Here is a 24,859-nt window from a genome sequence, read left to right as displayed (position 1 = left end):
TCGCCGAGCCAATGGCCGGCTTCGTCGTACAGCGTGTAGCCGGTGATCGCACCGGTGGCGTTGTCGGCCCGCGAGACCCGCTCGCCCTTGGCGTTGTAGCGGTAGCTGGCCTTGACCACGCCGGCTTGTTTGACCTGGCTCATGCGGTCGTTGGCGTTGTAGACGAACTCCCTGGCCGTGCCGCCGATGCTGGTGGTGTTGCCGACCGCGTCGTAGCCGCGGCTGACGCCGCCGACGTTGCTCAGGCGGTGACTCGTGCCCGGGTAGGTGTAGTTGGTGGTGATGCCGCCGTGCAGCAGGCTGTTGCGGTTACCGGTGGCGTCGTAGCCGTAGGTCTCCAGCGGCGTGCCGGTCGGGCCGTCGCGGGTGATCTTCAGCCTGCCCAGGGTATCGTAGTCGTACTTGGCCAGGAACGCGCTTTGCAGGCCGTCCTTGAGTTCGGTCAGTTCTCCGACCTCGTTATAGCCATAAGCCAGCGACAAGCCACCGGCGGCGCTGTCGAGGATCGTCTTGGCGCGGTAGTCCTGGTCGTAGCTGCGGGCCAGGCTGCGGCCGTTGCCGTAGGTCCAACCGGTGGCCGGGCCGAACGGTTCATAAGCCGCATTGTTGAGCAGCACCGTGCGCACGCCGCCGGCCGGCTTGATCCCGACTTCGGTGACCTGGTCCAAAGTGTTGCGGACGTAGTCGACGATGGCGTTGTCCGGGTAGGTGATGGTGCGCACCTGGCCCGAGCTGGTGTAGGCGTAGCGCAGGGTGAAGCTGCGGGTGCCGACCGTCTGCACCTTGCGCACGAGCTGGCCCCAACGGTCGTAGCAGTACTTCAGCTCGGTGCCGTCGGCGCGCATCGCGGTCACCCGGCCGAGGGCGAAGTTCTCGCCGGCGGCGCAGACCGTGTTGACCGTGTCGTAGTCGTACTCGACGTCGGCGGCGCCGCCGCTGTACGAGATCGTCTTCGGCCGGTTCAAGGCGTCATAGGTATAGGTATGCGGGCTGGCGTCGTTAGCGTCCTGTTTGCTCGCGAGCAGGCCGGCGCTGTTGTAGCCGTAGGTGGTGATACCCGTGTCCGGGCTCGACAGCTGGACCTGGTCGCCGAAGCCGTTGTAGCCGTAGGTCGTGTCCAGGCCCTTCGGGTCGGTGACCTTGGTGACTTGATCGAGCGCGTTGTATTCCAGCTTGGTCTCGACCGCGAGGCCGCCGACGTCCTGCAGGGTGCGGCTCAGGCGATTAAGCGGGTCGTGGTCCTGGTTGGTGACGCGGCTCAAGGCATCGGTGGTCAGGTCCGGATTGCCGTCGTTGTCGTAGCTGAAGCTGGTCTCATGCGCCAACGAGTCCTTGGCGGTCTGCAACTGCCCCAGGGTGTTGAACACGCGCGACAGAGTGCGCTTCAAGGTGCCGGACGCGGTCTGGGTGTCTTCCTGCTTGCGGTTGCCGGCCAGATCGAGGGTGTACTGGATCCTGTTGCCGGCCTTGTCGGCCACGCTGGTCAGGCGCTGGGCAGTGTCGTAGGTGTAGGTGATGTAGGCGCCGCCCGGCGGGGTGATGCGCTTGACCAGGCCGGTCGGCCAGTACTCGACCCGGGTGATGCGGTCGTCGGTCTCGACGCTGTTGTCGGCGCCTCGGACCTTGGTCGCGGCGAGCCAGCCGCGCGGGTGGTACTCGTAGTCGGTAACGACACCGTTGGCGTCGACGACCGACAGCGGACGGCCCTGCGGATCGTAGCCGAAGGTCTCGGTGCTGCGACCCAATGCGTCGACGACCTTGCGCAGGTCGCCCTTGCGGTAGGTACACAGCGCCGGCTGGGTCGCGCAGGTGCTGTCGTCGCTGCCGTAGTACTGGAACGTCGTGATGTCGTTGACGTCAGTGCGCGGACCATCAACCGACTTGACCAGCCCCAGGATCGGGCAGGTGCTGTTGCTCGCGGCCACGTCGGCGGCTTCGCAGTAGGCATAGGTCGTCGTGCGGGTCTGGTTGCTGGCCGTATCGCGCACGGTGACGGTGACCGGCTGCAGGCGCGCGTTACGGACGATGCGGGTCTCGCGGTTGCCGACCATGGTCAGCAATGTGCGGTTGCTGGCGAGGTCGCGGCGTTCCGCACTGGTGCGTTCCTGCGCGAGGCCGACCGCTTCCTTGACCGTATGCGTGCGCGCTAGCTGCCCGGTCACCGGGTCATTCGCCTCGGCATACGTGTGCTTGGTCTGGGTGCCGTTGCGGTCGGTGACGGTGTCGAGGCTACGGCGGAAGTCGGTGGCGGTATCGGCGTATGTCTGCGTCACCGAACCGCGGCTGTCGGTGAATCCAGAGACCTTGCGGGGCAGGGCACCAGAGCCTGGGGTCAGGCCATAATCCTCTTGCTGGCCGAGCGCTCCGGTAACTATCGCTCCGCCGGCCGAGGTGTAAGTGAGGCTGACGCCATCCGCGCCTCCGGCATGAACGCTGGATATAACTCGACCCTGTCCGTCATACGAGAACGTACTGAACCGCGCATTGTCCTCGGTGCTGACACCCGTCAGATGCTTCGTGAAACGCGTGTCTTCATAATGGTACTTTCGTAACTTCCCATCCGCGTAGGTTGCCGTCTCTATCAGGCCGACCGTTGGAAAGTTGGGAAACTCGTAAAGGTAGGTGTAACTGACAAGTGTCGTGCCCTCCGACGAGATCGAACTGATCGGAGAGTCGATCGCGGAACCTTCGTAGTGCAGTTCGATGGATCGTCCACTGGTATGAGTGACGCGCTCGATACGACCGTAACTATCGTAAGAGTAAGACAGCGAAATTCCGCTATCGAGCAAGAGCTGTAGAGCTCGCCCTTCATTGTCGAAAATAAGCGTGCTGTCATCGGTATGAAGCATCCAGCCGGAACCATTGGCGACAAGGCGATCGCCACTGTCGTCTGTTGCCAGATAGGTTGTCCCGTCCTGACGAAACCGGCGCTGGTAACCGCTGCTGTCGATCAGGCCGATGCTGGTGCCGTCAATCGCCAGGCGGGTAGATAGCGAGTGTGTCCATCCTGGCCCGAAGCCACCGTTGCTGGTCGCAGAGCCCGAATGATAGAAACGGCGGAACGCAATCCACCCCAGATCGAAATCCTGCTGAGTTTCGAACTTCTCGCCTGTCTTTACGTCGCACGGATTCCCGACGAGACCGCTGGCTTGACCCGCCGTGCCTTCGCATGAATTGACTTTACCGGCGAGGGTGGCGGTGATTTCGGTATTTACGCAGGCGTTGTACTCGTCACTCCATTGGGTATGCCCATTCGGACACTCGATTCGCCTGGTTCGACCGATGTTGGTGGGGCCGAAGTCGTGCAGGGTGCACGGGGAGTCCGGTGTGTTTTTACCGACCTTGACGAGCTGCGAGTAACGTCTCTTCTCCATCCGCCCTTCGTAACCTGGCTGCGATTCTTGCCAGTCATTGAGCGGTTCGGCGACGGCAGAAGGCGCGCAGGCAGCGCTCATCCCGTCCAGGGTCTGTTTGATCTTCGTGACCGCATCGGCTTCCGTAACGAAGCCGCTTCCATATACGGTGCCGTACTTCCAGTCTGGATCGGTCGGCTGGTCCTTGCCCATCCAGTACGTGATGAGGACGTTGCCCTCTTCATCTATCTTCGTACTCTTTATTTGCTCGACGAACTGATAGGCGCCCTCTGTTTCGGGTGTGGGCGCCGGTAGCTCCCAGATCGCCTCGACAGCTTCTTGTTGAGTGTTGTACTCGGTCGATTGTCCCGCCGGATCGGAGATCTTCCACTTATTTCCGCTTTCTTGTGCAGAAACGCCGGCGCTAAACGAGTAGCACATTACAGCGGCGAACAAGCTACGGCTCATGGTCGAGTGGGCAATCTGGAGTAGCCCTCTCGCTGAACTTATGCGTGAAAATGGTTGGTGAAGTCTCGAAGGCATACCTAATCCTTGGTAAAAGTCGCTGGCACGACTAGCGGGCCCCGTTAGGCCCCAAATGGGGCGCGACGGAGCTGCGAATAAAGGCGGGGTTTGATGCAGATGGGTGGCGTCTTCCCTCCGTGGCGACGCAATAGATCGATAGGGCCCAGTTCCGTGGCCGTACTAGATTCTCGTCAAGGGAACCCTAAAGTGCAAGCGTCTCGTTGCTTGCGATGAGGGCTGATTGCCGGGTGCGGCCGGGTTATGTGTGTTTTATTGCAATGCGCCATCGCGCGGGAGCAAACGAAAGTATCGGTGACCTTTTCCTTTGCATCAGCCGAATAGGTTGGGCCTAAAGGTACTGGGTCGGCGGTCGTGGGGTTGGCATGCGAACTCGGCCCGAGATATGTCGATGGCGATCAAGGCCTCGGCCACTGGACCTGCACCGCTACAAGCGGCTTCTTGGTCGCACCTAGCAATGCCCAGATAATCGGGTGGAGCTGTGGCTGGCCGTACTGGATTCGCACCCCTGCTTCGTCATGACTAGCGGATACACGATCCGCAACCGGAACTCAGAGGAACCATGTCCAACTATCGCAACAAGATCCTGTCTTTCGCCGCCTTGGCCGTGGTGCTGGCGCCCGCCATGGCCTCGGCGCAGGACGCCACCGCCAAGCGGGTGGCCGATTTCGTCGAGTGCAAGCTCAGCCTGGAACAGGTCAATGCGTTCGGCGACGAGGTCAACGCCGAGCAGATCGAGGGCCTGGCCCAGACCGACGATGGCGGCGACGCCGCGTTGATGCTGTGGAAGAGCGTGCAGCCGTTGTCGGCGTGGGGCGAGAAGTCGAGCTACGTCAACTTCCCGAGCCGTCAGGAAATGCACCTGGCCTATAAGGTGCCGGCCGGGCAGGAGTTGAAGGTCGGCGAGGCGCTCGCCAAGCGCATCGGCGGGATGAGCCCGCGTCCCGACCTCGCCGCGATGATCGAGACTTACGACTGGAAGGGTCTGGACTATCGCAAGGTGTTGCCGGGCGAGAAGACGGTGCGCGTGTTGGTCGATGTCTCGTATGCGCCAGGCTGGGTGACGGTGGGTTGCGGTTACGGCGACGCGATCCAGTAAGCGTCGGAGTTGGCGTCGGGCCCAGCGGCTCGACGCCTCTCGGTTGGAGCGGGCGCAGGAGACCGTAAGGTCGACTATGCCGCTGCGGTCTGGGCCGCTCGGGGCCCGGTGCATCGAACCGCCGCCATCGAAGCGAGCACTAAGCGACAGGCACTCGGGCAGCCGAGTGCCTCGGAGCCGTAAGCCGCAAAGGATCGCTGCTCGACGCCATGCAGCACGACGCGGGCGCGATCTTCCGCCGTCGTCGACGCGTTTCGCAGGCGGGGTTTGGACGAATCCGCGACTGACAACTGGTCCGGTCGGATTCGCGGGGACTGGCTCACTCAAGGAACCAGTCGGGCCGTAGCGTGAGGCCTCGAAGTGGCGATGCGTACGAGGGCGGCCTCGGGCCGACCGTGCCCGGTGGGCCGATCGCGCATCGCCTTGCTGTCTCTTATCGAGGAATCCGTATGACTGTGTACTCCTCGCGCCTGTGGGCGCGAACGTCGGTGGCTGCCTGTGTCTTGCTCGCGCTGTGGTGGTCGGGCGGCGTTCGGCCAGCACGGGCCGAAACCGGTAAGGACTACGCGCAACAGGTCGGCGCGCGCCTGGTCGGGCAAGCGTTACCGGGGCTCGTTCTGACTACCGTCGATGGTCAGCGCTTGGACTTGGGCGCATTGCGCGGCCGCAAGGCGGTGTATCTGAAGTTCTGGGCCACCTGGTGCGTGCCCTGTCGCGAGCAGATGCCGCATTTCGAGAAGGCGCAGCGCAGTGCCGGCGACGATCTGCAAGTGGTGGCGATCAATATCGGTTTCGACGACACGGCCGAGCAGATCAAGGCCTATCGGCGAGAGCTCGGCTTGAGCATGCCGATCGTGCGCGACGATGACGGTTCGCTTGGCGAACGCTTCGGTTTGCGGGTCACCCCGCAGCACGTGGTGATCGGCAAGGACGGCACCGTCCGTTACGTCGGGCATCTGGCCGATGCGCGGCTCGATGCCGCGGTCGCGCAGGCGCGGAGCATGCCGGCGTTCGACCCCCGCACGCTCGCCGCGGAAACGCCGGTCGCACCCGCACGGAATATTCTCCAAATCGGCGAGCCGGTGCCGACGTCGAAGATCCTCACCCTCGAAGCGCGCAAGCTCGCCTTGACCGATCCGGTGGGCCAGCGACCGAGCGTGTTGGCTTTCCTCTCGCCTTGGTGCGAAAGCTATTTGCAAAAGACGCGGCCGCAATCGTCGAAGCAATGCCGAGTGCTGCGCGAGCAATTGGTGTCGTTGGGGCGCGACCGTCGCGTGCGTTGGGTCGGCATCGCCTCGGGCTTGTGGGCGTCGGATCAGGACCTGCGCGATTATCGCAACGAGCATCGGGTGCCGGTGCCGTTGAGTCTGGATCGCGACGGCGTGCTGTTTCGTCGTTTCGGCATCCAGCGCGTGCCGGCCGTGCTGGTCGTCGGTGCCGATGGACGGCTGCTGCGGCGCATCGAGGTCGACGAAGCGCTGCCGGCGCGTCTGCAGTCCCTGCTCGGTGGGGCGGGCGGCATGGCGCGCGGCAACGCGGCAGGGGCTCGTTGAATGACCGGCCTGCTGCGCGATGCCCGGCGATGGGCCGGTTCGACGGCACGCGGTCTGGCGTTGGCGGCGGCGGTGCTGCTGTCGCCTTCGATCGCGTTCGCCGAGGGAGCGACGACGAACAACGCTTACGACAGCAGCGCTTCCGACCCGAGCCGCTCGGTCGCCGATGCCGAGCCGCTGCCGGTCGAACAAGCTTTCGCACTCACCTCGAAACTGCTGGACGACGGCAGTGTGGCCTTGGAATGGCGGATGCCGCCGGGCTATTACCTGTACCGCGACCGGTTTTCCCTGCAGGCCACCGATGCGCCGCAGGCGCTCGGCGCGCTGCAATGGTCCGAAGGTCGTCTACACAAGGACCCGCAGTTCGGCGAGGTCACGGTGTTCTACGAACATGCGCGACTGCGCGTCCCGCTGCGGTCGGATGAGCCGCTGCCGCAGCGGCTGGAACTCACGTTGAGCTTCCAGGGCTGCCTGGAGAACAGCGTTTGTTATCCGCCCACGCTGCGGCGGCTGTCGTTCGATGTTGCGCCGTCGCTGCGTGCGCAGGAACAAGCCTCATCGTCCTGGCTGGGCATGTTGCTGATGGCGTTCGCCGGCGGCCTGTTGTTGAACCTGATGCCTTGCGTGTTGCCGGTGTTGTCGCTGAAAGCCTTCTCGATCCTGCACGCGGCGGACGACCCGGTCGGGGCCAAGCGGCGTGCGCTGGCCTACACCGCCGGCGTGGTGTCGTCGTTCGCTGCATTGGGCGGGGTGGTGTTGGCCATACGCGCGGCCGGCGGTGGCGCGGGCTGGGGCTTCCACATGCAGCAACCGTGGGTGATCGGCCTGTTGGTGCTGGTGATGTTGGCGGTCGGCCTGGGCTTGTCCGGCGTGGTGAATTTCGGCGCCGGTCTGGCTGGTGTCGGTCAACGCCACGCCCAGGGCCGTGGGTTACTCGGCGACTTCGTCACCGGCGTGTTGGCCTGCGTCGTCGCCAGCCCGTGCACTGCGCCGTTCATGGGCGCGTCGGTGGCCTATGCCTTGGCTTCGCCGCAGCCGTGGCTGGCGTTGGAGGTATTCGTCGTGCTGGGGCTCGGGCTGGCGGCGCCGTTCCTGTTGATCGCATTCGTGCCGCGCGCCGCACGCTGGCTGCCCAAGCCGGGGGCCTGGATGGACGGCTTGAAGCAATGGCTGGCCTTCCCGATGTACGCCACTGCGGTGTGGCTGCTGTGGGTACTCGGCAAGCAGCGCGGCGTGGACGCGATGGCGATCGTGTTGTTGGCCGCGCTGGTGCTGATCCTGGGGCTGTGGTGGTTCGAGAAGAATCGCTTCGGCGGGGCCCGACACCGCCTGCTCGCGGTCCTCATCGTTGCCTTGTCGCTCTCGCCGCTGGCGATGTTGGGTGCGCGCACAGGCGATGCGGGGCCGTCCGTCGCGTCGAAAGCCGAACTGCCGTCCGGCGCCGAGCGTTTCAGCCCCGCACGGCTGGCCGAGTTGCGCGGTCAGGGCCGAGCGGTGTTCGTCAACGTCACCGCCGACTGGTGCCTGACTTGCAAGGTCAACCAGGCCGCGGTGCTCGAACGCGACGGCTTTCGCGTCCTGCTGAAAGATGCCGATGCGGTGTACTTGGTCGCGGACTACACCCAGCCCGATGCGGCCATCGCCGCCTTGCTCAAGCAGCAGGGCGCGGTCGGCGTGCCCTTGTACGTCGGTTACGACCGCGAAGGGCGGCGGACGAAATTGCCCGCGGTGCTGTCCTTGCAGGGCATCGCCGATGCCCTGGCGCAGGGCGGCTCGCCGGCAACGTCGAGGGTGGGCGGCTAGGGCGGCCGTTCCGTTTTCGGAGGCGCGCGCCGTCGCAGTGTGCAATCGCCGATTCGGCCGGCATACGGCAGCGCATTGCGAGAGTGGCGCTCGCATCGGTGAAGCCGGCGCCGGCAAACCAGACCTCGGCAGATCAGACATCGGTAAATCGGGATGATTTTTTCCAATCGCGGGTATCGAGCGAATGTGCTCGCGCACAGCGGGTTCGACCGTCGCCGAAGCTGTGCTAGTTTGGCCGACAGTCAAGAGAGCCCGCCATGTCCTCAAGCCCGCGACGCACCAAGATTCTCGCCACCCTCGGCCCGGCCACCGATCCGCCGGGCGTGCTCGACGCCTTGCTCAATGCCGGTGTCGACGTCGTCCGCCTGAACTTCTCGCACGGCGATCCGTCTTCGCAGGTCGCACGCGCCCAGGCCGTGCGCGAGGCCGCGCTGCGGGTCGGCGTGGAGGTCGGCATCCTCGCCGATCTGCCCGGGCCGAAGATCCGCATCGAGCGTTTCGCCGAAGGCCGGGTGTTGCTTAAGGCGGGCGACCGCTTCGACCTGATCGCCAGCGCGAGCGCTCCTCCGGGCAATCTACGCGAGGTCGGCGTGAGCTACCTCGGCCTGCCCAACGACGTCGCCCCGGGCGACGTGCTGCTGCTCGACGACGGCCTGCTGCAACTGCGGGTCGGCGCGGTCGATGGCGAACGCATCATCACCACCGTGCTCAACGACGGCGCGCTGTCGGACCGCAAGGGCCTGAACAAGCTCGGCGGCGGCCTGTCCCTGGGCGCGCTGACCGAGCGCGACAAGGAACTGATCCTGGTCGCCGCCGAACTCGGCGCCGACTTCATCGCGGTGTCGTTCTGCCGCAATGCCGAAGACATGCACGAGGCCCGCCGCATCGCCCGCGCCGCCGGCAGCGATGCCGCGCTGGTGTCCAAAATCGAGCGAGCAGAGGCGATCGAAAACCTGGCCGAAATCGTCGACGCCAGCGACGTGGTCATGGTCGCGCGCGGCGATCTGGGCGTGGAGATCGGCGATGCCGAACTGCCGGGCCTGCAGAAGAAGATCATCCGCGAATCGTTGGCGCGCAATCGCGTGGTCATCACCGCCACCCAGATGATGCAGTCGATGGTCGACAACCCGATCCCGACCCGTGCCGAAGTGCTGGACGTCGCCAACGCGGTGATCGACGGCACCGACGCGGTAATGCTGTCGCAGGAATCCGCGGCCGGCCGTTATCCGGTCAAGGCGGTCGAGGCGATGTCGCGCATCTGCCTCGGCGCCGAGCGCCAGTTCGACCACGACACCGATTTCGAAGCCGCGCCGCGCAACCTCGAGCGCGCCGACCAGGCCATCGCGATGGCGGCGATGTTTCTGTCCGAGCACATCGGCGTGCGCGCCATCGTCGCCATGACCGAATCCGGCGGCACCGTGCGTTTCCTCTCGCGCTTCCGCTCGAATGCGCCGATCTACGCGTTCTCGCGCCACGGCGGCGCGCGCCGGCGCATGTCGATGATGCGCGATGTCTACCCGATCGATTTCGACAGCCGCGGCCTGGCCTCGCGCGACGCCGCGCGCAACGTCGTCAAGCAGTTGTTCGATGCAGGCAAGCTGGGCCAGGGCGAGCGGGTGATCTTCACCAGCGGCGACACCATGGAACAGCACGGCGCGACCAATACCCTGCGCCTGCTGCAAGTGGGCGAGGGCGGTTGCGCCGAGGGGCTCGGCGAGCTCTGAGGCGATATGGCGGCTCGGATTAGGAGCCGCCGAACCATCCCGGGTAGGGGCGGCGCAAGCCGCGACCGCGATACCGCGCTTACGTCGCTGCGGTCAGGTCGCGGCTAGTGACCGAAGGAAATCCAGCCGGACGCGGCTCCTGCCCTAGGAGCGGCACCGACACTCGTCATACGCCGACGTAGCCGCCCGCATATATCGGTTTCCACTGGCCGGATTGCTGGCTCCAGATCTGATATTCGCTGCCTTCGTACTGGTGGAGGCGGAAGATCAGTTCGGCCACACCGTCGCCGTCCAGGTCCAGGGCGTCGTGGAAGGAATGCGACTCGACCCCGTCGCCGCCGGTCTCGCGTGCGACTTCCCCGACCTTGCGGTATTGCTTGCCCGAGGCCTCCAACAACAACACCGAGTCCAGGGTGGTATCGGCCTGGTCAGCGTTGCGCGGCGGCACCGCCGCCACTGCGGTGGCGACCAACAGGCGCTTGCCGCCCGCCAGGTCGAGCGCATGCACGCGCAGGCCGCTGCGCTCTTCCTCGTCATAAGGACGCAACGCCTTGTCGACGGCGGCGCGGTCCATGCGCTGCCGGGTCAGGACGGAGCGCAGTTCGCGCTCGACCGCGCGGCGTTCGTCCGCGCTTACTTTCGCCGCGATGACGGCGGCGCCGGCGCCGAGGCTTTCGTTGCTGGCCAGGCCGCTCAGGCGTTGGTCGCGCTCGGTCGCCGGCGGGCGGCGCACCTGCGCTTCCATGCCGAGGCCGACCGCTTCGCCGCGGTCGATGATCTGTACCAGCCCGTCGACGGCGCCGTTGCGGTACAGGTGGAAACCGCGCCAGACCGCGTAGGTGCTGTCCGGCGCCGCGGCATCGGCATAACGGCCGCGTCCGTCGATGCGCGCGATCGTCGTCAGGTAGCCGCCGTCCACACCGAACAGCAGGCGCGGCTCGCCGGCCAGGCGCTCGACCTTGGGCGCGGTCATGCGTTCCCGGCGCAAGGTCGCCGCCTGCGCGGCGGCACTGTCGCCGTCGGCCTGTGCGGCGTCGATCGCCAGTTGATGGCTGTCGCGCGCGAAGGGGCGCAGCGCGATCGCGCGCTCGGCGATGGTGCGCCGCTCGGCGCCGGCAGCGCGTCGGTAGTCCTGCTCCAACGAAGCCGCGGTCGGCGCGCGCGAACCGAGCAGATCGGCGCGGATCCAGCCGACGGAGGGGTTGGGACGTTCGGAGGTCGCGCGCACCCATTCGCCGAACACGCATTGCACCTTGACCTCGGCGCCGATCGGCACCGACGTCACCGCACCCCCCTCGGCGCGCGGCAGCGAACGCATCCGCGCCGCATCGACGACGACGTAACGGACCGATGGCTGCGGATGCGATTCGCAATGGGCGACGGCTTCGCGGTAGTCGCGGTCCGCGTCGTTGGACTGGGCGAGGGCGGTGGTGGCCGGCAACAGGCTAAGCGCACTGATGAGCGCTGCGGCCAGAATGCGGCGGCGGGAATGAAGATCGGACATGCGGAAGGCTTCCTTGCAGCGGTGAGAGGGCGGCGTCCATGGCGCGCCGGATGCCAGCGGATGCTCGGCGGTCGCCGCATGGGTGTCAACGCGGGACCGGTTCGCTGCCTTGGGGCTCCGGTCCGCGGGATCGGCGGTGCAGTCCGCCGCTGCCGGCATCCGCGTTTTGACATCGATGACGGCCATGCGCTGAAAACGGTTTCCGTCGAAACTGAGCGCAAGTGCCTGATTCGACAGGCCCAAGGAGGGGGCAAGGTTCACCGTCAGCGGCTATAATCGCGGGCTTCCCACCGCTGCCGCAGGATCTCCATGAGCATCGAACAGCTTGCCGAAACCGCCCAGGCCATGGTCGCCGCGGGCAAGGGCATCATCGCGATCGACGAGTCGAACGCCACCATCGCCAAGCGTTTCGCCGGCGTCGGCATCGACAACACCGAAGAAAATCGCCGCGCCTACCGCGAGCTGCTGCTCACCACGCCGAAGATCGGCGACTACATCTCCGGCGCGATCCTGTACGACGAAACCATCCGTCAGTCGACCAAGGCCGGCGTGCCGTTCACCAAGATCATGATGGACAACGGCGTGATCCCGGGCATCAAGGTCGACAAGGGCCCGCAGCCGCTGGCCGGCTTCCCGGGCGAAGTCGTGACCGAGGGCCTCGACGGCCTGCGCGCGCGCCTGGAGGAGTACTACAAGCTCGGCGCCCGTTTCGCCAAGTGGCGCGCGGTCATCAACATTGGCGACGACATCCCGTCGGGCACCTGCATCGAGGCCAACAGCCACGCGCTGGCGCGTTACGCCGCGCTGTGCCAGGAGCAGGGCCTGGTGCCGATGGTCGAGCCGGAAGTCATCATGGACGGCAGCCACGACATCGACACCTGCTTTGAAGTCACCGAAGTGACCCTGCGTTCGCTGTTCGGCGCGCTGTATGAGCAGAGCGTGGTCCTCGAAGGCACCATCCTGAAGGCGTCGATGGTCCTGCCGGGCACCCTGGCCAGCGACCGCGCCAGCGTCGACGACGTCGCCGCAGCCACCCTGCAGTGCCTGAAGTCGACCGTGCCGGCGACCCTGCCGGGCATCGTGTTCCTGTCGGGCGGCCAGTCGGACGAGGACGCCACCGCGCACCTCAACGCGATGAACCAGATGGGCCCGAACCCGTGGCCGCTGTCGTTCTCCTACGGCCGCGCCATGCAGTCGGCGGCGCTGAAGCTGTGGTCGCAGGACCTGGTCGGCAACATCGCCAAGGCCCAGCAGACCGTGTACGAGCGCGCCAAGGCCAACGGCCTGGCGGCGCTGGGCCAGTGGAAGTCGGCGGCGTAAGCTTCGGCTACGACGCATCGGAAAAACGCCGGCCTCGCGCCGGCGTTTTTCGTTAGCGCCCACCGTTCCTTTCAACCTGCACGGACCCGGACGCATGGAAACCCAGTGGCTCGCTTTCTCCGTTGCCGCGTTGATGCTCACGCTGATGCCCGGCCCCGACACGTTCCTGGTGATCGGCAACGCGCTCGGCGGCGCGCGCCGCGGGCTTGCGGCGGTCGCCGGCATCACCTTCGGCGGGCTGTTCCATGTCGCGCTGTTCGCCTTGGGCGTGACCCAGTTGTTGATGTATTCCGAGCGCGCGTTCTGGACGGTGAAAATGCTCGGCGCCGCGTATCTGGCGTATCTCGGCGTGAAGGCCCTGCGCGCGGCGCTGCGGCCGCGCGCCGACGCGCCGTTGCCGGAGCTGGCCGCGCCCGCGACCGGGCTGTGGCGCGCGTTCGCGCAGGGCGCGCTGACCAATGCGCTCAATCCGAAGATCGCGATGTTCTATCTCGCGTTTCTGCCGCAATTCCTCGCCCCGGGCGCGCACATGGCGCGCGATTCGATGCTGATGATCGGCCTGCATTACAGCATCGGCGCGGTGTGGCTGTGCGTGGTCGCGGTGGCCGCCTCGCGCATGGCCGGGACCTTGCGCAGCGCGCGGACAGCGCGCGCGCTGGACGGCCTGATCGGCACCATGATGCTGGGCTTCGGCGCCAGGCTGGCGTGGTCGTCGCGCTGAGGCACGGCGTGCGGGCGTGACGGATCCGGCCCCGGCCCGTTAGGCTGGCGGGATCCGCAGCCGGCAAGGAGCCCCGCGATGAGCGACCACCGCACGCCCTTCATACCGCCGCAGGCGGCCACGCTGTTGCGCGCCGGCCGCAAGATCGAGGCGATCAAGCTGGTGCTGGATGCGAATCCGGGGCTGGGCCTGCGCGACGCGAAGGACGCGGTCGAGCATTACCAGCGCGAGCCTGCCGAAGGCGGACAAATCCATGCCGCCCCGGACGAGGCACCGTCGCCGCCCGAGGGTTTCCCGGCGCAGGCCGAACTGGCGCTGCGCAGCGGCAACAAGATCGAGGCGGTCAAGATCGTGCGCGCGGTCCACCGGCTCGACCTGCGCGATGCGCTCGCGGTGGTCGATGCGCATTTGCGCGGGCAACACGCGGACGCGTCCACCACCGGGGTAGGCGCCGGTCGCGCCGATTTGCCCGCCGATGTAACCATGGCGCTGCTGCGCGGCGACCGGGTCGGTGCGCTCGAACTGCTGGAAAAAACCCACGGGCTTGCGAACGCGGAGGCGATCAAGCGCGTGCTCGACCACGAACGCCAGCGCAGCAAGCGCGGCCTGAGCGGCCGCGCCGACGGTACGGTCCGGCGCGACGAAAGCAACGCCGGGATGTTGTGGTGGGCGTTGCTGATCGCCGTGGCGGCGGTGACGCTGTGGTATCTCGTGTTCCGCAACTGAGCGCGCGAACGCCCGCGACCTGCCAGACCCTCAGCCCAGCGAGGCCAGCCAGTCGTCGTCGCTGCCTTCGTTGATGCCTTCGAATAGGAAGGTGCTCAGGTAGCGCTCGCCGGTGTCGGGCAGCATCGCCAGGATCACCGCGCCGTGTTCGGCGGTGCGCGCGACTTCTAGCGCCGCGGCCGCGGTGGCGCCGGCCGAGATGCCGACGAAGATGCCTTCCTCCAGCGCCAGGCGGCGCGCAGTGTCGCGCGCGAGCACTTCGTCGACGGTCAGCACGTCGTGGGCGGCGTCGCGGTTGAGCACGGCCGGGACGAAGTCCGGGGTCCAGCCCTGGATCTTGTGCGGCTGCCAGGCGTTGCCGCTGAGCAGGGCCGCGCCGGCCGGTTCGCAGGCGGTGATGCGCACTTCCGGGCGCGCCACCCGCAGCACTTCGCCGACACCGGTGAGGGTGCCGCCGGTGCCCCAGCCGGTGACGAAATGATCGAGCCGACGGCCGGCGAAGTCCTGCAGGATCTCGGCCGCGGTGGTGTTGCGGTGATAGGCGGGGTTGGCCGGGTTCTCGAACTGGCGGGCGAGGAACCAGCCGTGTTTCGCCGCGAGTTCCTCCGCGCGCCGGACCATGCCGCTGCCGCGTTCGGCGGCCGGGGTCAGGATCACCTTGGCGCCGTAGGCGCGCATGAGCTTGCGGCGCTCCATCGAGAAGGTTTCGCTCATGGTGGCGACGAATTTGTAACCGAGTGCGGCGCAGACCATCGCCAGCGCCACGCCGGTGTTGCCCGAAGTCGCTTCGACCACGGTGTCGCCGGGCTTGATCAGCCCCTTGGCTTCGGCGTCGAGGATGATCGCCAGGGCCAGGCGGTCCTTGACCGAGCCGCCGGGATTGAAGGCTTCGACCTTGGCGTACAGGCTGACGTGCGCCGGGGCGAGGCGGTGCAGGCGGATCACCGGGGTGCGGCCGATGGTGTCGAGGATGCTGTCGTGGATCATGACCAGGCTCCAACTGGGGGACTCGCGGAGTATGAACTCCGTCCGTGCCGCCCGCGCCATCACGTTGATTACGGCGATGAAACATCGGCGCGGCAGTCGTCCAGGCCGACCTTCGTCGGCCGCCGCCGGCCCGGACACATCGCCGGGACGACTTTGCCTATACGGTGGTCAACCAATGGCCCACGCGAGCGTTAATGCTGCACCGCTAGAATCGCGCGGCTTCATCGCCGCGCCGGTTCTCCCTTCCGCGCGGATCGCCTGGCCGGGCCGCACCAGCGCCCGCCAGACCCGCGCCGCCGCCCTCACGGGTACCCGTTCAGAGATCCGCATGCGACCACGTTCCGGCCTTCGCACCTGCTGCACCCTTGTCTTCGCCCTCGCCCTGACCGCCTGCGGCAGCAAGGGCGGGGCGCCCCAGGGGGGCCAGGGCGGCGATCGCCCGATTCCGGTCACCACCGAGCCGGTCCGCTTGCGGCCCTGGAACGACACCGTGCAGGCGCTCGGCAACGTCAAGGCGCGCGAGTCGATCACGGTCACCGCCAAGGTCAGCGAGATCGTCCAGGGCGTGCATTTCGACAGCGGCGACCAGGTCGCCGCCGGCGCGTCGCTGATCACCCTCAGCGGCAAGGCCCAGCAGGCCGCCCTGGCCCAGGCCGAGGCCACCGCCAAGGAAGCCGCCGCCCTGTACCAGCGCCAGAGCGAACTCGCCGCGCAGCAGTTGATCGCGCGTTCGGCGCTCGACACCCAGCGTGCCACCCGCGACGCCACCCGCGCCCGGGTCGAGCAGATGAAGGCCGACATCGGCGACCGGGTGATCCGCGCGCCGTTCTCCGGCGTGCTCGGCATTCGCCAGGTCAGCCCCGGCTCGCTGGTCACCCCGGGCACGCCGATCGCGACCCTCGACGACACCGGCCGGGTCTATGTCGATTTCCCGGTGCCGGAAACGCTGTTGGCGCGCGTCGCCAAGGGCCAGACCGTCGACGGCACCAGCGCCGCGTATCCGGGCCAGCCGTTCCAGGGCGAGGTCAGCACGATCGACGCGCGGGTCGACCCGGCCACGCGCGCGATCACGGTGCGCGCCGATTTCCCCAATCCCGACCATCGCCTGCGGCCGGGCATGTTGATGCAGGTGACCTTGCTGCAACCCGAGCGCCAGGCCCTGTTGATACCGGAGATCGCGGTGGTGCAGGTGGGCACCGATTCCTACGTGTTCCGGGTCAAGCCCGACAACACCGTCGAGCGCGCCGACGTCGAAGTCGGCACGCGTCGCGAAGGGCTGGCCGAGATCGTCAAGGGCCTGCAGGTCGGCGATGTCATCGTCGTCGACGGCACCGGCAAGCTGCGCGTCGGCAACAAGGTCCAGGCCGCCGGTGCGAATGCGCCCGCGAAGCGCCAGGGCGAGCCGGCCGCAGCCAAGGGCCGCGCGAATGGCTGACTGGATGCGGTCCCTGCTGTCTTCGTTTCCGCGCAAGCCCGATGCCGGCGACCTGCGCGCCGCGGTCAAGCGCGCCCTGGACTTCCGCCTGCGCGGCATGTCCGGGGCTCCGCCTGAAGACCTGGCCTACGACCCCGAGCAGGCCCCGGGCGACCGGCCCAAGGTCGTGCCGATCTACATAGCGCCGAAGCGCAGCGCGCCCAAGCGCCGCGACGGCGGCGACGCGCGATGAATATTTCCGACCTGTCGATCCGCCGTCCGGTGTTCGCCACCGTGATGAGCCTGCTGCTGATCACCCTGGGCGTGATGGCGTTCTCGCGCCTGACCTTGCGCGAATTGCCGGCGATCGACCCGCCGGTGGTCTCGGTCGACGTGACCTATCCCGGCGCCTCGGCGGCGGTGGTCGAGACCCGCATCACCCAGGTGCTCGAAGACGCCTTGGCCGGCATCGAAGGCATCGAGAGCATCGAATCGCGCAGCGTCAACGGACGCGCCTCGATCAGCATCGAGTTCACCTTGCAGCGCGAGATCGAGGCTGCGGCCAACGACGTGCGCGATGCGGTCAGCCGCGTCTCCAACCGCATGCCGGAAGAGGCCGACCCGCCGCAGATCGAAAAGGTCGAGAGCGACGCCGACCCGATCATGTGGCTGAACATGAGCTCCAAGCAGATGGACACGCTGCAGCTGTCCGACTACGCGGAGCGTTACGTGGTCGACCGTCTGTCCTCGGTCGACGGCGTCGCCCAGGTCCGGATCGGCGGCCAGCAGCGTTATGCCATGCGCATCTGGCTCGACCAGGACGCGTTGGCGGCGCGCGACATCACCGTCAACGAGGTCGAGGCCGCGCTGCGCGCCGAGAACGTCGAACTGCCGGCCGGGCGCATCGAATCGCAGACGCGCGACTTCACTCTGCGAGTCGCGCGCAGCTACCAAAAACCCGAGGACTTCGCCCAGATTCCGCTGAAGAAGGGCGCCGACGGTTATGTCGTGCGGCTCGGCGACGTCGCCAAGATCCAGCTCGATTCGGCCGAACGCCGCGCCTATTACCGCAGCAACGGCGAGCCGAACATCGGCCTGGGCATCGTCAAGACCTCCACCGCGAACAGCCTCGACGTGGCCCGCGCGATCCGCGCCGAGGCCGACAAGATCCGCCCGGGCCTGCCGGACGGCACCAACATCTTCGTCGCCTTCGACACCACCATCTTCATCGAGTCGGCGGTCGAGCGCGTGTACCACACGCTGGCCGAAGCGGTGATCCTGGTGTTGATCGTGATCTGGTTGTTCCTCGGCAGTTTCCGCGCCGCGCTGATCCCGGCGGTGACCGTGCCGGTGTGCCTGATCGCTGCCTTCATTCCGCTGTACGCCTTCGATTTCTCGATCAACCTGCTGACCCTGTTGGCGCTGGTGCTGTGCATCGGCCTGGTGGTCGACGATGCGATCGTGGTGCTGGAGAACATCCAGCGCCGCGCCGACCTGGGCGAACCGAAGCTGGTCGCCGCCGCGCGCGGCACCAAGCAGGTCGCGTTCGCGGTCATCGCCACCACCGCGGTGCTGGTGGCGGTGTTCCTGCCGATCGGCTTCATGGAAGGCAACACCGGGCGCCTGTTCCGCGAGCTGTCGGTGGCGCTGGCCGGCGCGGTGGCCTTGTCGGCCTTCGTCGCGCTGACCCTCACGCCGATGATGTCGTCGAAGTTCGTGCGCCCGCACAGCGAAGAGAAATCCAACCCGGTCAACCGCTGGGTCAATGCGCGCCTGGAAAGCGTGAGCCGGCGCTATAAAGGCCTGCTCGACCACACCGTCGAGCGGCCGTGGCTGTTCGGCGTGCTGATGGTGATCGCGCTGGCCTTGAGCTTCGGCCTGTTCAAGCTGGTGCCTTCGGAGCTCGCGCCGCAGGAAGACCGCGGCTCGTTCCAGGTCTCGATCATCGGGCCGGAAGGCGCCGGCTACGACTACACGGTCAAGCAGGTGCAGCAGGTCGAGAAGATCATCGCCTCGCACACCGGCCCGGACCAGACCATCCAGCGCTACAACCCGCGCGTGCCCGGCGGTTTCGGCGCCAGCGAGGAAATGCACACCGGCCGCATCGCGGTGTTCCTGCAGGATTGGGACAAGCGCGACGTCAGCACCGCCGACGTCGCCGACGGTCTGCGCAGCGAGCTCGGTCAGTTGACCGGCGTGCGCGCGCTGCCGCAGGTCGGCGGCGGCCTGGTGCGTACGCGCGGGCAGCCGATCCAGATCGTGCTCGGCGGCCCCGAATACGTCGAACTGGCGAAGTGGCGCGATCGTCTGCTCGCCCGCATCGAGCAGAACAAGGGCCTGTTCTCGGTCGACTCGGACTACAAGGAAACCCGCCCGCAGATGCGCGTGGAGATCGACCGCCAGCGCGCCGCCGATCTCGGCGTCAGCGTCACCGACATCGGCCATTCGCTGGAAACCATGATGGGTTCGCGGCGTGCGACCACCTTCGTGCAGAACGGCGAGGAGTACGACGTGATCGTCCAGGCCGGACGCGAAGTGCGCGCCTCGCCGGCCGACCTGGCGGCGATCCAGGTGCGCGCCCGCGACGGCGGCCTGGTGCCGCTGTCGAACTTGGTCACCTTGAAGGAACTGGCCGAGCCCGGCAGCCTCAACCGCTTCAACCGCCTGCGCGCGATCACCGTCAGCGCCGGCCTCGCGCCGGGCTACACCATGGGCGAGGCGATCACCTGGCTCAACCAGGTGGTCGAGGAAGAATTGCCGGAACAGGCGCAGATCGACTGGAAGGGCGAATCGCGCGAGTACCAGAAGGCCGGCGGCGCGGTGCTGATGACCTTCACTCTCGCGTTGCTGGTCGTGTACCTGGTGCTCGCCGCGCAATTCGAGAGCTTTATCCATCCGTTCGTGATCATGCTGACCGTGCCGCTGGGCGTGCTCGGCGCCTTGCTCGGCCTGTGGATGACCGGCGGTACCCTCAACCTGTTCAGTCAGATCGGCATCGTCATGCTGGTCGGCCTGGCGGCGAAGAACGGCATCCTGATCGTCGAGTTCGCCAATCAGTTGCGCGACGAGGGCCGCAGCATCCACGAGGCCATCGTCGAGTCCTCGGCGGTGCGCCTGCGCCCGATCCTGATGACCTCGATCGCGACCGTGGTCGGTGCCGTGCCCCTGGTCCTGGCCGGCGGCCCGGGCTCGGCGAGCCGGGCGACGATCGGCATCGTGGTGATCTTCGGCGTGTCGTTCTCGACCCTGTTGTCGCTGTTCATCGTGCCGGCGTTCTACGTCCTGCTGGCGCGCTACACCAAATCGCCCGAGGCGGTCGCGCACGAGTTGGAGAAGCTGGAAAAGGACACCCCGCAGGCCGGCGGCCACGCGTGATCGGGTGATCGCAGGCCGGCGCACCGCTTCCGGGTAGGAGCGGCGCAAGCCGCGACCGCGGGGCCTCGGCTACGACGCGTGTCGCGGCTCGCGACCGAAGGAAATCCAGGAGGACGCCGCTCCTGCCCGGACGCCGTTCCGCGGCCCCGGTTTCCGCCCGCCAACAGTGATGCAGTACGCTATCGCCATGAACGCCGCTCCCTTATCCGACCCGGGCGATATCCGCCTGCTTGGCGAAGGCTTCGTCCTGCGCCCCTGGCGGCCCGACGACCTCGACAGCCTGGTCGAACACGCCAACGACGAACACGTCTCGCGTTCCACCAGCGATCGTTTTCCCTATCCCTATACCCGCGAAGACGGCGAGCGCTTCCTGTCCGGCCAGGTCGTTAATCTCAACGACCCGGTCATGGCGATCGAAGTCGACGGCCGCGCCTGCGGCGGCATCGGCGTGCGCGCCGGCCAGGGCGAACGCGGCCATAGCGCCGAGCTGGGCTATTGGCTCGGGCGCGCGCTGTGGAATGCCGGCCTGATGACGCGCGCGGTCGCCGTGTTCGCGCCTTGGGTCATGCGCGAGCTGTCCCTGTATCGCTTGTGCGCGACGGTGCTCGACCACAACCCGGCCTCGGCGCGGGTGTTGCTGAAGAACGGTTTCGAAGAAGAAGGCGCGCAACGCTGCGCCGTGTTCAAGCGCGGGCAGCTGCACGACCTGCGTGTATTCGCCAAGGTAAGAAGGAGTCTCGACGATGCGACGTGATCCCCCGCGCGGTCCGCGCCCCCCCATCGCTCCGGGACAGAGCCCCTGGCGCACCGGTCCGCGCCGCGACGACGAACAACGCCCGCGGCGCGAGCCCGATGCGCAAGGCAGCGCGGGGCCGGTCGATCCGCCGCCGTCGCCGTACCGCGGCGGACACGATCGCGGCGGACACGCACATGCGCATCCGCACTCGCGCTTGGAACGACGCGAGCAGCGCAACCAACATCCCGCCGATGCGCGCACACCGCGCGAGCGGGCGCGGCCGGAACGCCACGAGCGCGACGAGCGGGTCTATCGCCAGCGCGACGAGGCCGATCTGCGTCAGCCCCTCGGCGACGACATGTTCGAGGCGCCGCATCCGCAACGCGCGCGCCGCGACGTCGAGCTGCGCTTGTACGGCCTCAATGCGATCCGCGCCGTGTTCGCGCGCCGGCCGCAGGCGATCCGCAAGCTGTATCTGAGCGGCAACCGCATTCCCGCACTGCAGCCCTTGCTGGCGTGGTGCGTGGCCAACCGCGTCGGCTATCGCGTGGTCGAGGAAGCCGACCTCGACAAACTCGCGGCCAGCGGGCATCACGAAGGCGTAGTCGCCGACGTGTTGCGCGAGGAGCCGGCTTCGTTGTCGGAATGGCTGCGCGAATTGCCCGAAGGCCCGCAGTTGGCGATCTGGCTCGACGGCGTCGGCAATCCGCACAACCTCGGTGCGATCCTGCGTTCGGCCGCGCATTTCGGCGTGGCCGCGGTACTGATGCCGAAGGATTCGACCCTGGCCCTGTCGGGCGCCGCCGCGCGCGTCGCCGAGGGCGGCGCCGAAGCGGTGCCGATGGTGCGCATGGGCCGCAGCGACAATGCGCTGACCCAGTTGCGCGGCGCCGGATTCGCCTTGGCCGCGACGGTGGTGTCCGGCGGCGACAACGCCTTCGCGACTCAATTGCCGCAGCGTTTGGTCTACGTGTTGGGTGCGGAGAGCGAAGGCATGGACCGCGACCTCGTCGCGGCCTGCGACCTGCGTTTGTCGATTCCCGGCAGCGGCAAGGTCGAAAGCCTCAACGTCGCCGCGGCGACCGCGGTGTTGTTGGCGGCGTGGACTGCGCGTAGCGCATAGGCCATCGCGCTAAAGCCCCTCTCCCGCAGGCGGGAGAGGGAGCTGAGACGCGTCGGCGAACACGGCACGCAATGAGTGTCGTGCCGCCTCACTCCTCCGGCGGCGTAACCTGCTTGGCTTCGCTGCCGAAATCGCCGTCGGCCGAAGCGGCCAGATAGGCGAACACCGCATACGCCGCGACGTTCTGCGCCAATGCCTTCGGGTCGATCTTGTCGAGGGTGTCGTCGGGCGTGTGGTGGTAGTCGAAATAATCGCTGCCGTCCTGGGCCAGACGCGCCCAGGCCAGGCCGCGCGCGGCGAACGGCGAGATGTCCGGGCCGGGGCCGCCCTTGCCGGGCGTGTGCTCGATGCCGAGCGGTGCCAGGGCCTCGGCGATCTGCTTGTCGGCGGCCTGCGCATGCGCCGGCGCCGAACTCGAATAAGCGTAGATACGGCCCGCGCCGAAATCGCTCTCGGCGCCGATCTGGTGCTGTTTGACCTGCGCGGCATGCTTGAGCGCATAGGCCTTGCCGCCGTACAGGCCCTGTTCTTCGTTGGCGAAGGCGATCACCCGGATGCTGCGCGCCGGGCGCAGCTTGCTCTGGCCGATCAGCTTGCCCGCGGCCATGGTCAGGCCGACGCCGGCGCCGTCGTCGATCGCGCCGGTACCGAGATCCCACGAATCCAGATGGCCGCCGATCACCACGACTTCCTCGGGCTTGCTCTTGCCGCGGATCTCGCCGATGACGTTGTGCGAAGTCGCTTCGCCGTCCCAGCCGCAATCCAGGGCGACGCGCACGCGCACCGGGCCGCGCGCGGCCAGGCGCGCGAGCTGGTCGGCGTCCGGCGCGGCCAGCGCGGCCGACGGAATCGGGGTCAGGCCGTCGTCGAAACGGGTGATGCCGGTGTGCGGGTTGCGGTGCGAGTCGGTGCCGGCCGAACGCATCAGATAGGCGCTGGCGCCGGCGCGGATCGCCGCCGACGGGCCGCGGCTGCGCACGCGTCCGCCGGGGCCGTAGCCGGCGCCGTCTTTGGCGCGCTCCATGCGGTAGTCGATGAAGGCGATCTTGCCCTTGAGCGAACCGGCCGGCGCGGCTTCCAGCGCGGCGAGGTCGGCGAAGCGCACGATCTCGCCTTCGACCTTGCCGGCGGGGCTGCCGCCCAGGGCGGTCAGGTTCAGCGGCTGGCGATGTTCGCCGAGCACTTCGGCCTGCTCGCTGCGGCGCTCCCACTTCGGAAACGTCACCGGTTCCAGCCAGACCTTGTCGAAGCCGAGCTCGCGGAATTTGGCTTCGGCCCACTTCACCGCGCGCGCATCCGCCTCGCTGCCGGCCAGACGCGGGCCGACCTCGGTGGTCAAGGATTCGGTGATGCGATAGCCCAGGTCGCTGGCGAGCGCGCTTTCGCGCAATTCGCCGGCGGCGGCGATAGCGGCCTCGGGAATGCGCGTCTCGCGCGGGGCGGCCACGGCGGAGCCGACGAACAACACAGCAGCGATCGCTGCCCACAACGGTGCGCGCATCCCCAACTCCCTCATCTGGAAAGACCGGAGGCCGCCTGCAACCAGGCGGCCGGAAAAGACGAAGCCGCGAGCTTAGCAACCCGCGGCCCCGTCTCTACCTGTCGCAAGTCACGCCGGACTTGAGGGTTTTTTGTCGCTGCCTATCGCCACGTTTGAGGCACTTTGCCGCAACGGGCGAAGCGTTCTCACTTCTTCAGCGAATCGCGGATCTCGCGCAGCAGCACGATGTCTTCGGGCGTTGCCGCCGGCGCCGCGTCGGCGGGCTTGCGGACCTTGTTGTAAGCCTTGAGGAACAGGAAGATCACGAACGCGATCAGGACGAAATCGATCGCGGTCTGCAGGAAGGCGCCGTACTTGATCGCGACTTCGGCCGCGACTTCCTTGCCGGCGGCATCCATCTGCGCCGCGGTCAGCACGTACTTGGCGTCGCCGAGGCTGACCCCGCCGCTGAGGTAGCCGATGAAGGGCATGACGATGCCGTCGACCAGGGCCGTGACGATCTTGCCGAAGGCCGCGCCGATCACCACACCGACGGCCAGATCGACCACGTTGCCGCGCGCTATGAACTCTTTGAACTCGCTGATCATGCCCATCCGCATGCTCTCCCTGTGTTGACGACATGAATGCGGCGCCGCAGCGCCGAGGCGACTATACCGGCGCCGGGATGATGTGTCCGTGCAGTTCGGCCACGCCTTCGAGCACGGCGTGATAGCGGTCGCCGGGCTGCAGCGGGCCGACCCCGGAGGGCGTGCCCATGTAGACCAGGTCGCCGGCGCGCAGCGCATACAGCCGCGACAGCTCATGCAGGATTTCGGGCACGTTCCAGACCAGGTCGGCGAGCGTGCCGCGCTGGCGGACTTCGCCGTTCACTGCCAGGCTCAGGGCGCGTGCGCCGAGTTCGCCGACGTCGGCGACCGGCACGATCGCGCTGATCGGCGCGGCGTGGTCGAAGGACTTGCCGGTGTCCCAGGGCAGCCCCTTGGCCTTGGCCTGCGATTGCAGGTCGCGGCGGGTCAGGTCGAGCCCGACGGCATAGCCGTAGACCAACGCCTGGGCGTCGGCGACGGCGAGTTCGCCGGCCGGCGCATCGCGACCGATCGCGACCACCAGTTCGACCTCATGGTGCAGGTCGTCGGTGCCGGGCGGGTAGGGCACGGCTTCGCCGAGCTCGATGGCGTCGTGCGGCTTGAGGAAGAACACCGGGCGGCCGCGATCGGCGGCCGAGGTCGGTACGGCCGCGCCCATTTCGCGTGCGTGTTCGGCGAAGTTGCGCCCGACGCAGTAGACGCGGCGGACCGGGAAGGTGGTGCCGTCGGCGACATCGGCGCCGCGGACCGGAATAAGGGTATGCGGCGGTGCCGCGATCGCGTCGCTCAT

17 protein-coding genes and 2 pseudogenes are annotated in these 24,859 nt (G+C 67.5%); 12 read left to right on the top strand and 7 right to left on the bottom strand.

Going from position 1 to position 24,859, the window contains the following annotated elements:
- Positions 1-2,273 (bottom strand): annotated as a pseudogene (locus tag ACTJJK_RS13695) (RHS repeat-associated core domain-containing protein); the annotation flags it as partial.
- Positions 2,274-2,933: 660 nt separating this feature from the next.
- Positions 2,934-3,374, bottom strand: a pseudogene (locus ACTJJK_RS13690) (DUF6531 domain-containing protein); the annotation flags it as partial.
- 1,084 nt (positions 3,375-4,458) lie between these two features.
- Between ACTJJK_RS13690 and ACTJJK_RS13685 the strand changes: the two are divergent.
- The 4 genes from ACTJJK_RS13685 (at position 4,459) to pyk (ending at position 10,075) form a co-directional block, all read left to right on the top strand.
- Positions 4,459-4,995, top strand: a complete 537-nt coding sequence (locus ACTJJK_RS13685) for a hypothetical protein (RefSeq protein WP_440730485.1) — start codon at positions 4,459-4,461, stop codon at positions 4,993-4,995.
- Between the two features lie 449 nt (positions 4,996-5,444).
- Positions 5,445-6,548: a TlpA family protein disulfide reductase gene (locus ACTJJK_RS13680; protein WP_440730484.1), complete on the top strand. Its 1,104-nt coding sequence runs from the start codon at positions 5,445-5,447 to the stop codon at positions 6,546-6,548.
- Complete coding sequence (locus ACTJJK_RS13675; protein WP_440730483.1) at positions 6,549-8,351, top strand: protein-disulfide reductase DsbD family protein; 1,803 nt, start codon at positions 6,549-6,551, stop codon at positions 8,349-8,351.
- 257 nt (positions 8,352-8,608) lie between these two features.
- Positions 8,609-10,075, top strand: coding sequence for a pyruvate kinase (pyk, locus tag ACTJJK_RS13670; RefSeq protein ID WP_057917106.1), 1,467 nt, complete (start codon positions 8,609-8,611; stop codon positions 10,073-10,075).
- A gap of 166 nt (positions 10,076-10,241) precedes the next feature.
- Here the strand turns inward: pyk and ACTJJK_RS13665 are convergent, their stop codons facing one another.
- Complete coding sequence (locus ACTJJK_RS13665) at positions 10,242-11,579, bottom strand: hypothetical protein (RefSeq protein ID WP_440730482.1); 1,338 nt, start codon at positions 11,577-11,579, stop codon at positions 10,242-10,244.
- Between the two features lie 309 nt (positions 11,580-11,888).
- Here ACTJJK_RS13665 and ACTJJK_RS13660 point away from each other — a divergent pair, with 309 nt between their 5' ends.
- From ACTJJK_RS13660 to ACTJJK_RS13650, 3 genes are all read left to right on the top strand, one after another.
- Complete coding sequence (locus ACTJJK_RS13660) at positions 11,889-12,899, top strand: class I fructose-bisphosphate aldolase (RefSeq protein WP_440730481.1); 1,011 nt, start codon at positions 11,889-11,891, stop codon at positions 12,897-12,899.
- A 94-nt stretch (positions 12,900-12,993) separates the two neighbouring features.
- On the top strand, positions 12,994-13,620 hold the full coding sequence (locus ACTJJK_RS13655; protein ID WP_440730480.1) for a LysE family translocator: 627 nt from the start codon (positions 12,994-12,996) through the stop codon (positions 13,618-13,620).
- A 78-nt stretch (positions 13,621-13,698) separates the two neighbouring features.
- Entirely contained in the window at positions 13,699-14,346 is a 648-nt protein-coding gene (locus tag ACTJJK_RS13650) for a hypothetical protein (RefSeq protein ID WP_440730479.1), read from the top strand.
- Positions 14,347-14,376: 30 nt separating this feature from the next.
- On the opposite strand, the gene cysK is transcribed toward ACTJJK_RS13650, so the two are convergent.
- Complete coding sequence (gene cysK / locus ACTJJK_RS13645) at positions 14,377-15,333, bottom strand: cysteine synthase A (protein ID WP_031371378.1); 957 nt, start codon at positions 15,331-15,333, stop codon at positions 14,377-14,379.
- 328 nt (positions 15,334-15,661) lie between these two features.
- Between cysK and ACTJJK_RS13640 the strand changes: the two genes are divergently transcribed.
- The 5 genes from ACTJJK_RS13640 (at position 15,662) to ACTJJK_RS13620 (ending at position 21,981) form a co-directional block, all read left to right on the top strand.
- Positions 15,662-16,768, top strand: a complete 1,107-nt coding sequence (locus ACTJJK_RS13640) for an efflux RND transporter periplasmic adaptor subunit (RefSeq protein WP_031371379.1) — start codon at positions 15,662-15,664, stop codon at positions 16,766-16,768.
- Positions 16,761-17,000 carry a hypothetical protein gene (locus ACTJJK_RS13635; RefSeq protein ID WP_440730478.1) on the top strand — a complete coding sequence of 80 codons (240 nt, stop codon included), beginning with the start codon at positions 16,761-16,763 and terminating at the stop codon, positions 16,998-17,000. Before ACTJJK_RS13640 ends, ACTJJK_RS13635 begins: the two co-directional genes overlap by 8 nt.
- Positions 16,997-20,122, top strand: a complete 3,126-nt coding sequence (locus tag ACTJJK_RS13630) for an efflux RND transporter permease subunit (protein ID WP_031371381.1) — start codon at positions 16,997-16,999, stop codon at positions 20,120-20,122. The genes ACTJJK_RS13635 and ACTJJK_RS13630 overlap by 4 nt, the downstream gene beginning before the upstream one ends.
- Positions 20,123-20,309: 187 nt before the next feature.
- A complete protein-coding gene (locus ACTJJK_RS13625; protein WP_031371382.1) occupies positions 20,310-20,876 on the top strand; it encodes a GNAT family N-acetyltransferase in 567 nt (188 codons plus the stop codon).
- Positions 20,866-21,981, top strand: coding sequence for a TrmH family RNA methyltransferase (locus ACTJJK_RS13620; protein WP_440730477.1), 1,116 nt, complete (start codon positions 20,866-20,868; stop codon positions 21,979-21,981). Before ACTJJK_RS13625 ends, ACTJJK_RS13620 begins: the two co-directional genes overlap by 11 nt.
- 88 nt (positions 21,982-22,069) lie before the next feature.
- Here ACTJJK_RS13620 and ACTJJK_RS13615 read toward each other — a convergent pair whose 3' ends face one another.
- The 3 genes from ACTJJK_RS13615 to ACTJJK_RS13605 all read right to left on the bottom strand — a co-directional run bounded on the left by ACTJJK_RS13615 (position 22,070) and on the right by ACTJJK_RS13605 (position 24,859).
- Positions 22,070-23,482 (bottom strand): M28 family peptidase, encoded by a 1,413-nt coding sequence (locus ACTJJK_RS13615; protein WP_440730476.1) that lies wholly within the window; start codon positions 23,480-23,482, stop codon positions 22,070-22,072.
- A 185-nt stretch (positions 23,483-23,667) separates the two neighbouring features.
- A complete protein-coding gene (gene mscL / locus ACTJJK_RS13610) occupies positions 23,668-24,075 on the bottom strand; it encodes a large-conductance mechanosensitive channel protein MscL (protein ID WP_031371385.1) in 408 nt (135 codons plus the stop codon).
- Positions 24,076-24,130: 55 nt separating this feature from the next.
- Entirely contained in the window at positions 24,131-24,859 is a 729-nt protein-coding gene (locus ACTJJK_RS13605) for a fumarylacetoacetate hydrolase family protein (RefSeq protein ID WP_440730475.1), read from the bottom strand.

This window comes from Lysobacter sp. 22409 (assembly GCF_052045105.1).
GTDB lineage: Bacteria > Pseudomonadota > Gammaproteobacteria > Xanthomonadales > Xanthomonadaceae > Lysobacter > Lysobacter antibioticus_B.
The sequence above is the reverse complement of the archived record's forward strand: the minus strand, read 5'-3'. Positions and strand labels throughout refer to the sequence as shown.

What these genes read in the sequence shown, in the direction of transcription:
- ACTJJK_RS13685 (WP_440730485.1), top strand. Translation starts at nt 4,459, where the DNA reads ATGTCCAACTATCGCAACAAGATCCTGTCTTTCGCCGCCTTGGCCGTG.
- ACTJJK_RS13680 (WP_440730484.1), top strand. Translation starts at nt 5,445, where the DNA reads ATGACTGTGTACTCCTCGCGCCTGTGGGCGCGAACGTCGGTGGCTGCC.
- ACTJJK_RS13675 (WP_440730483.1), top strand. Translation starts at nt 6,549, where the DNA reads ATGACCGGCCTGCTGCGCGATGCCCGGCGATGGGCCGGTTCGACGGCA.
- pyk (WP_057917106.1), top strand. Translation starts at nt 8,609, where the DNA reads ATGTCCTCAAGCCCGCGACGCACCAAGATTCTCGCCACCCTCGGCCCG.
- ACTJJK_RS13665 (WP_440730482.1), bottom strand. Translation starts at nt 11,579, where the DNA reads ATGTCCGATCTTCATTCCCGCCGCCGCATTCTGGCCGCAGCGCTCATC.
- ACTJJK_RS13660 (WP_440730481.1), top strand. Translation starts at nt 11,889, where the DNA reads ATGAGCATCGAACAGCTTGCCGAAACCGCCCAGGCCATGGTCGCCGCG.
- ACTJJK_RS13655 (WP_440730480.1), top strand. Translation starts at nt 12,994, where the DNA reads ATGGAAACCCAGTGGCTCGCTTTCTCCGTTGCCGCGTTGATGCTCACG.
- ACTJJK_RS13650 (WP_440730479.1), top strand. Translation starts at nt 13,699, where the DNA reads ATGAGCGACCACCGCACGCCCTTCATACCGCCGCAGGCGGCCACGCTG.
- cysK (WP_031371378.1), bottom strand. Translation starts at nt 15,333, where the DNA reads ATGATCCACGACAGCATCCTCGACACCATCGGCCGCACCCCGGTGATC.
- ACTJJK_RS13640 (WP_031371379.1), top strand. Translation starts at nt 15,662, where the DNA reads ATGCGACCACGTTCCGGCCTTCGCACCTGCTGCACCCTTGTCTTCGCC.
- ACTJJK_RS13635 (WP_440730478.1), top strand. Translation starts at nt 16,761, where the DNA reads ATGGCTGACTGGATGCGGTCCCTGCTGTCTTCGTTTCCGCGCAAGCCC.
- ACTJJK_RS13630 (WP_031371381.1), top strand. Translation starts at nt 16,997, where the DNA reads ATGAATATTTCCGACCTGTCGATCCGCCGTCCGGTGTTCGCCACCGTG.
- ACTJJK_RS13625 (WP_031371382.1), top strand. Translation starts at nt 20,310, where the DNA reads ATGAACGCCGCTCCCTTATCCGACCCGGGCGATATCCGCCTGCTTGGC.
- ACTJJK_RS13620 (WP_440730477.1), top strand. Translation starts at nt 20,866, where the DNA reads ATGCGACGTGATCCCCCGCGCGGTCCGCGCCCCCCCATCGCTCCGGGA.
- ACTJJK_RS13615 (WP_440730476.1), bottom strand. Translation starts at nt 23,482, where the DNA reads ATGCGCGCACCGTTGTGGGCAGCGATCGCTGCTGTGTTGTTCGTCGGC.
- mscL (WP_031371385.1), bottom strand. Translation starts at nt 24,075, where the DNA reads ATGGGCATGATCAGCGAGTTCAAAGAGTTCATAGCGCGCGGCAACGTG.
- ACTJJK_RS13605 (WP_440730475.1), bottom strand. Translation starts at nt 24,859, where the DNA reads ATGAGCGACGCGATCGCGGCACCGCCGCATACCCTTATTCCGGTCCGC.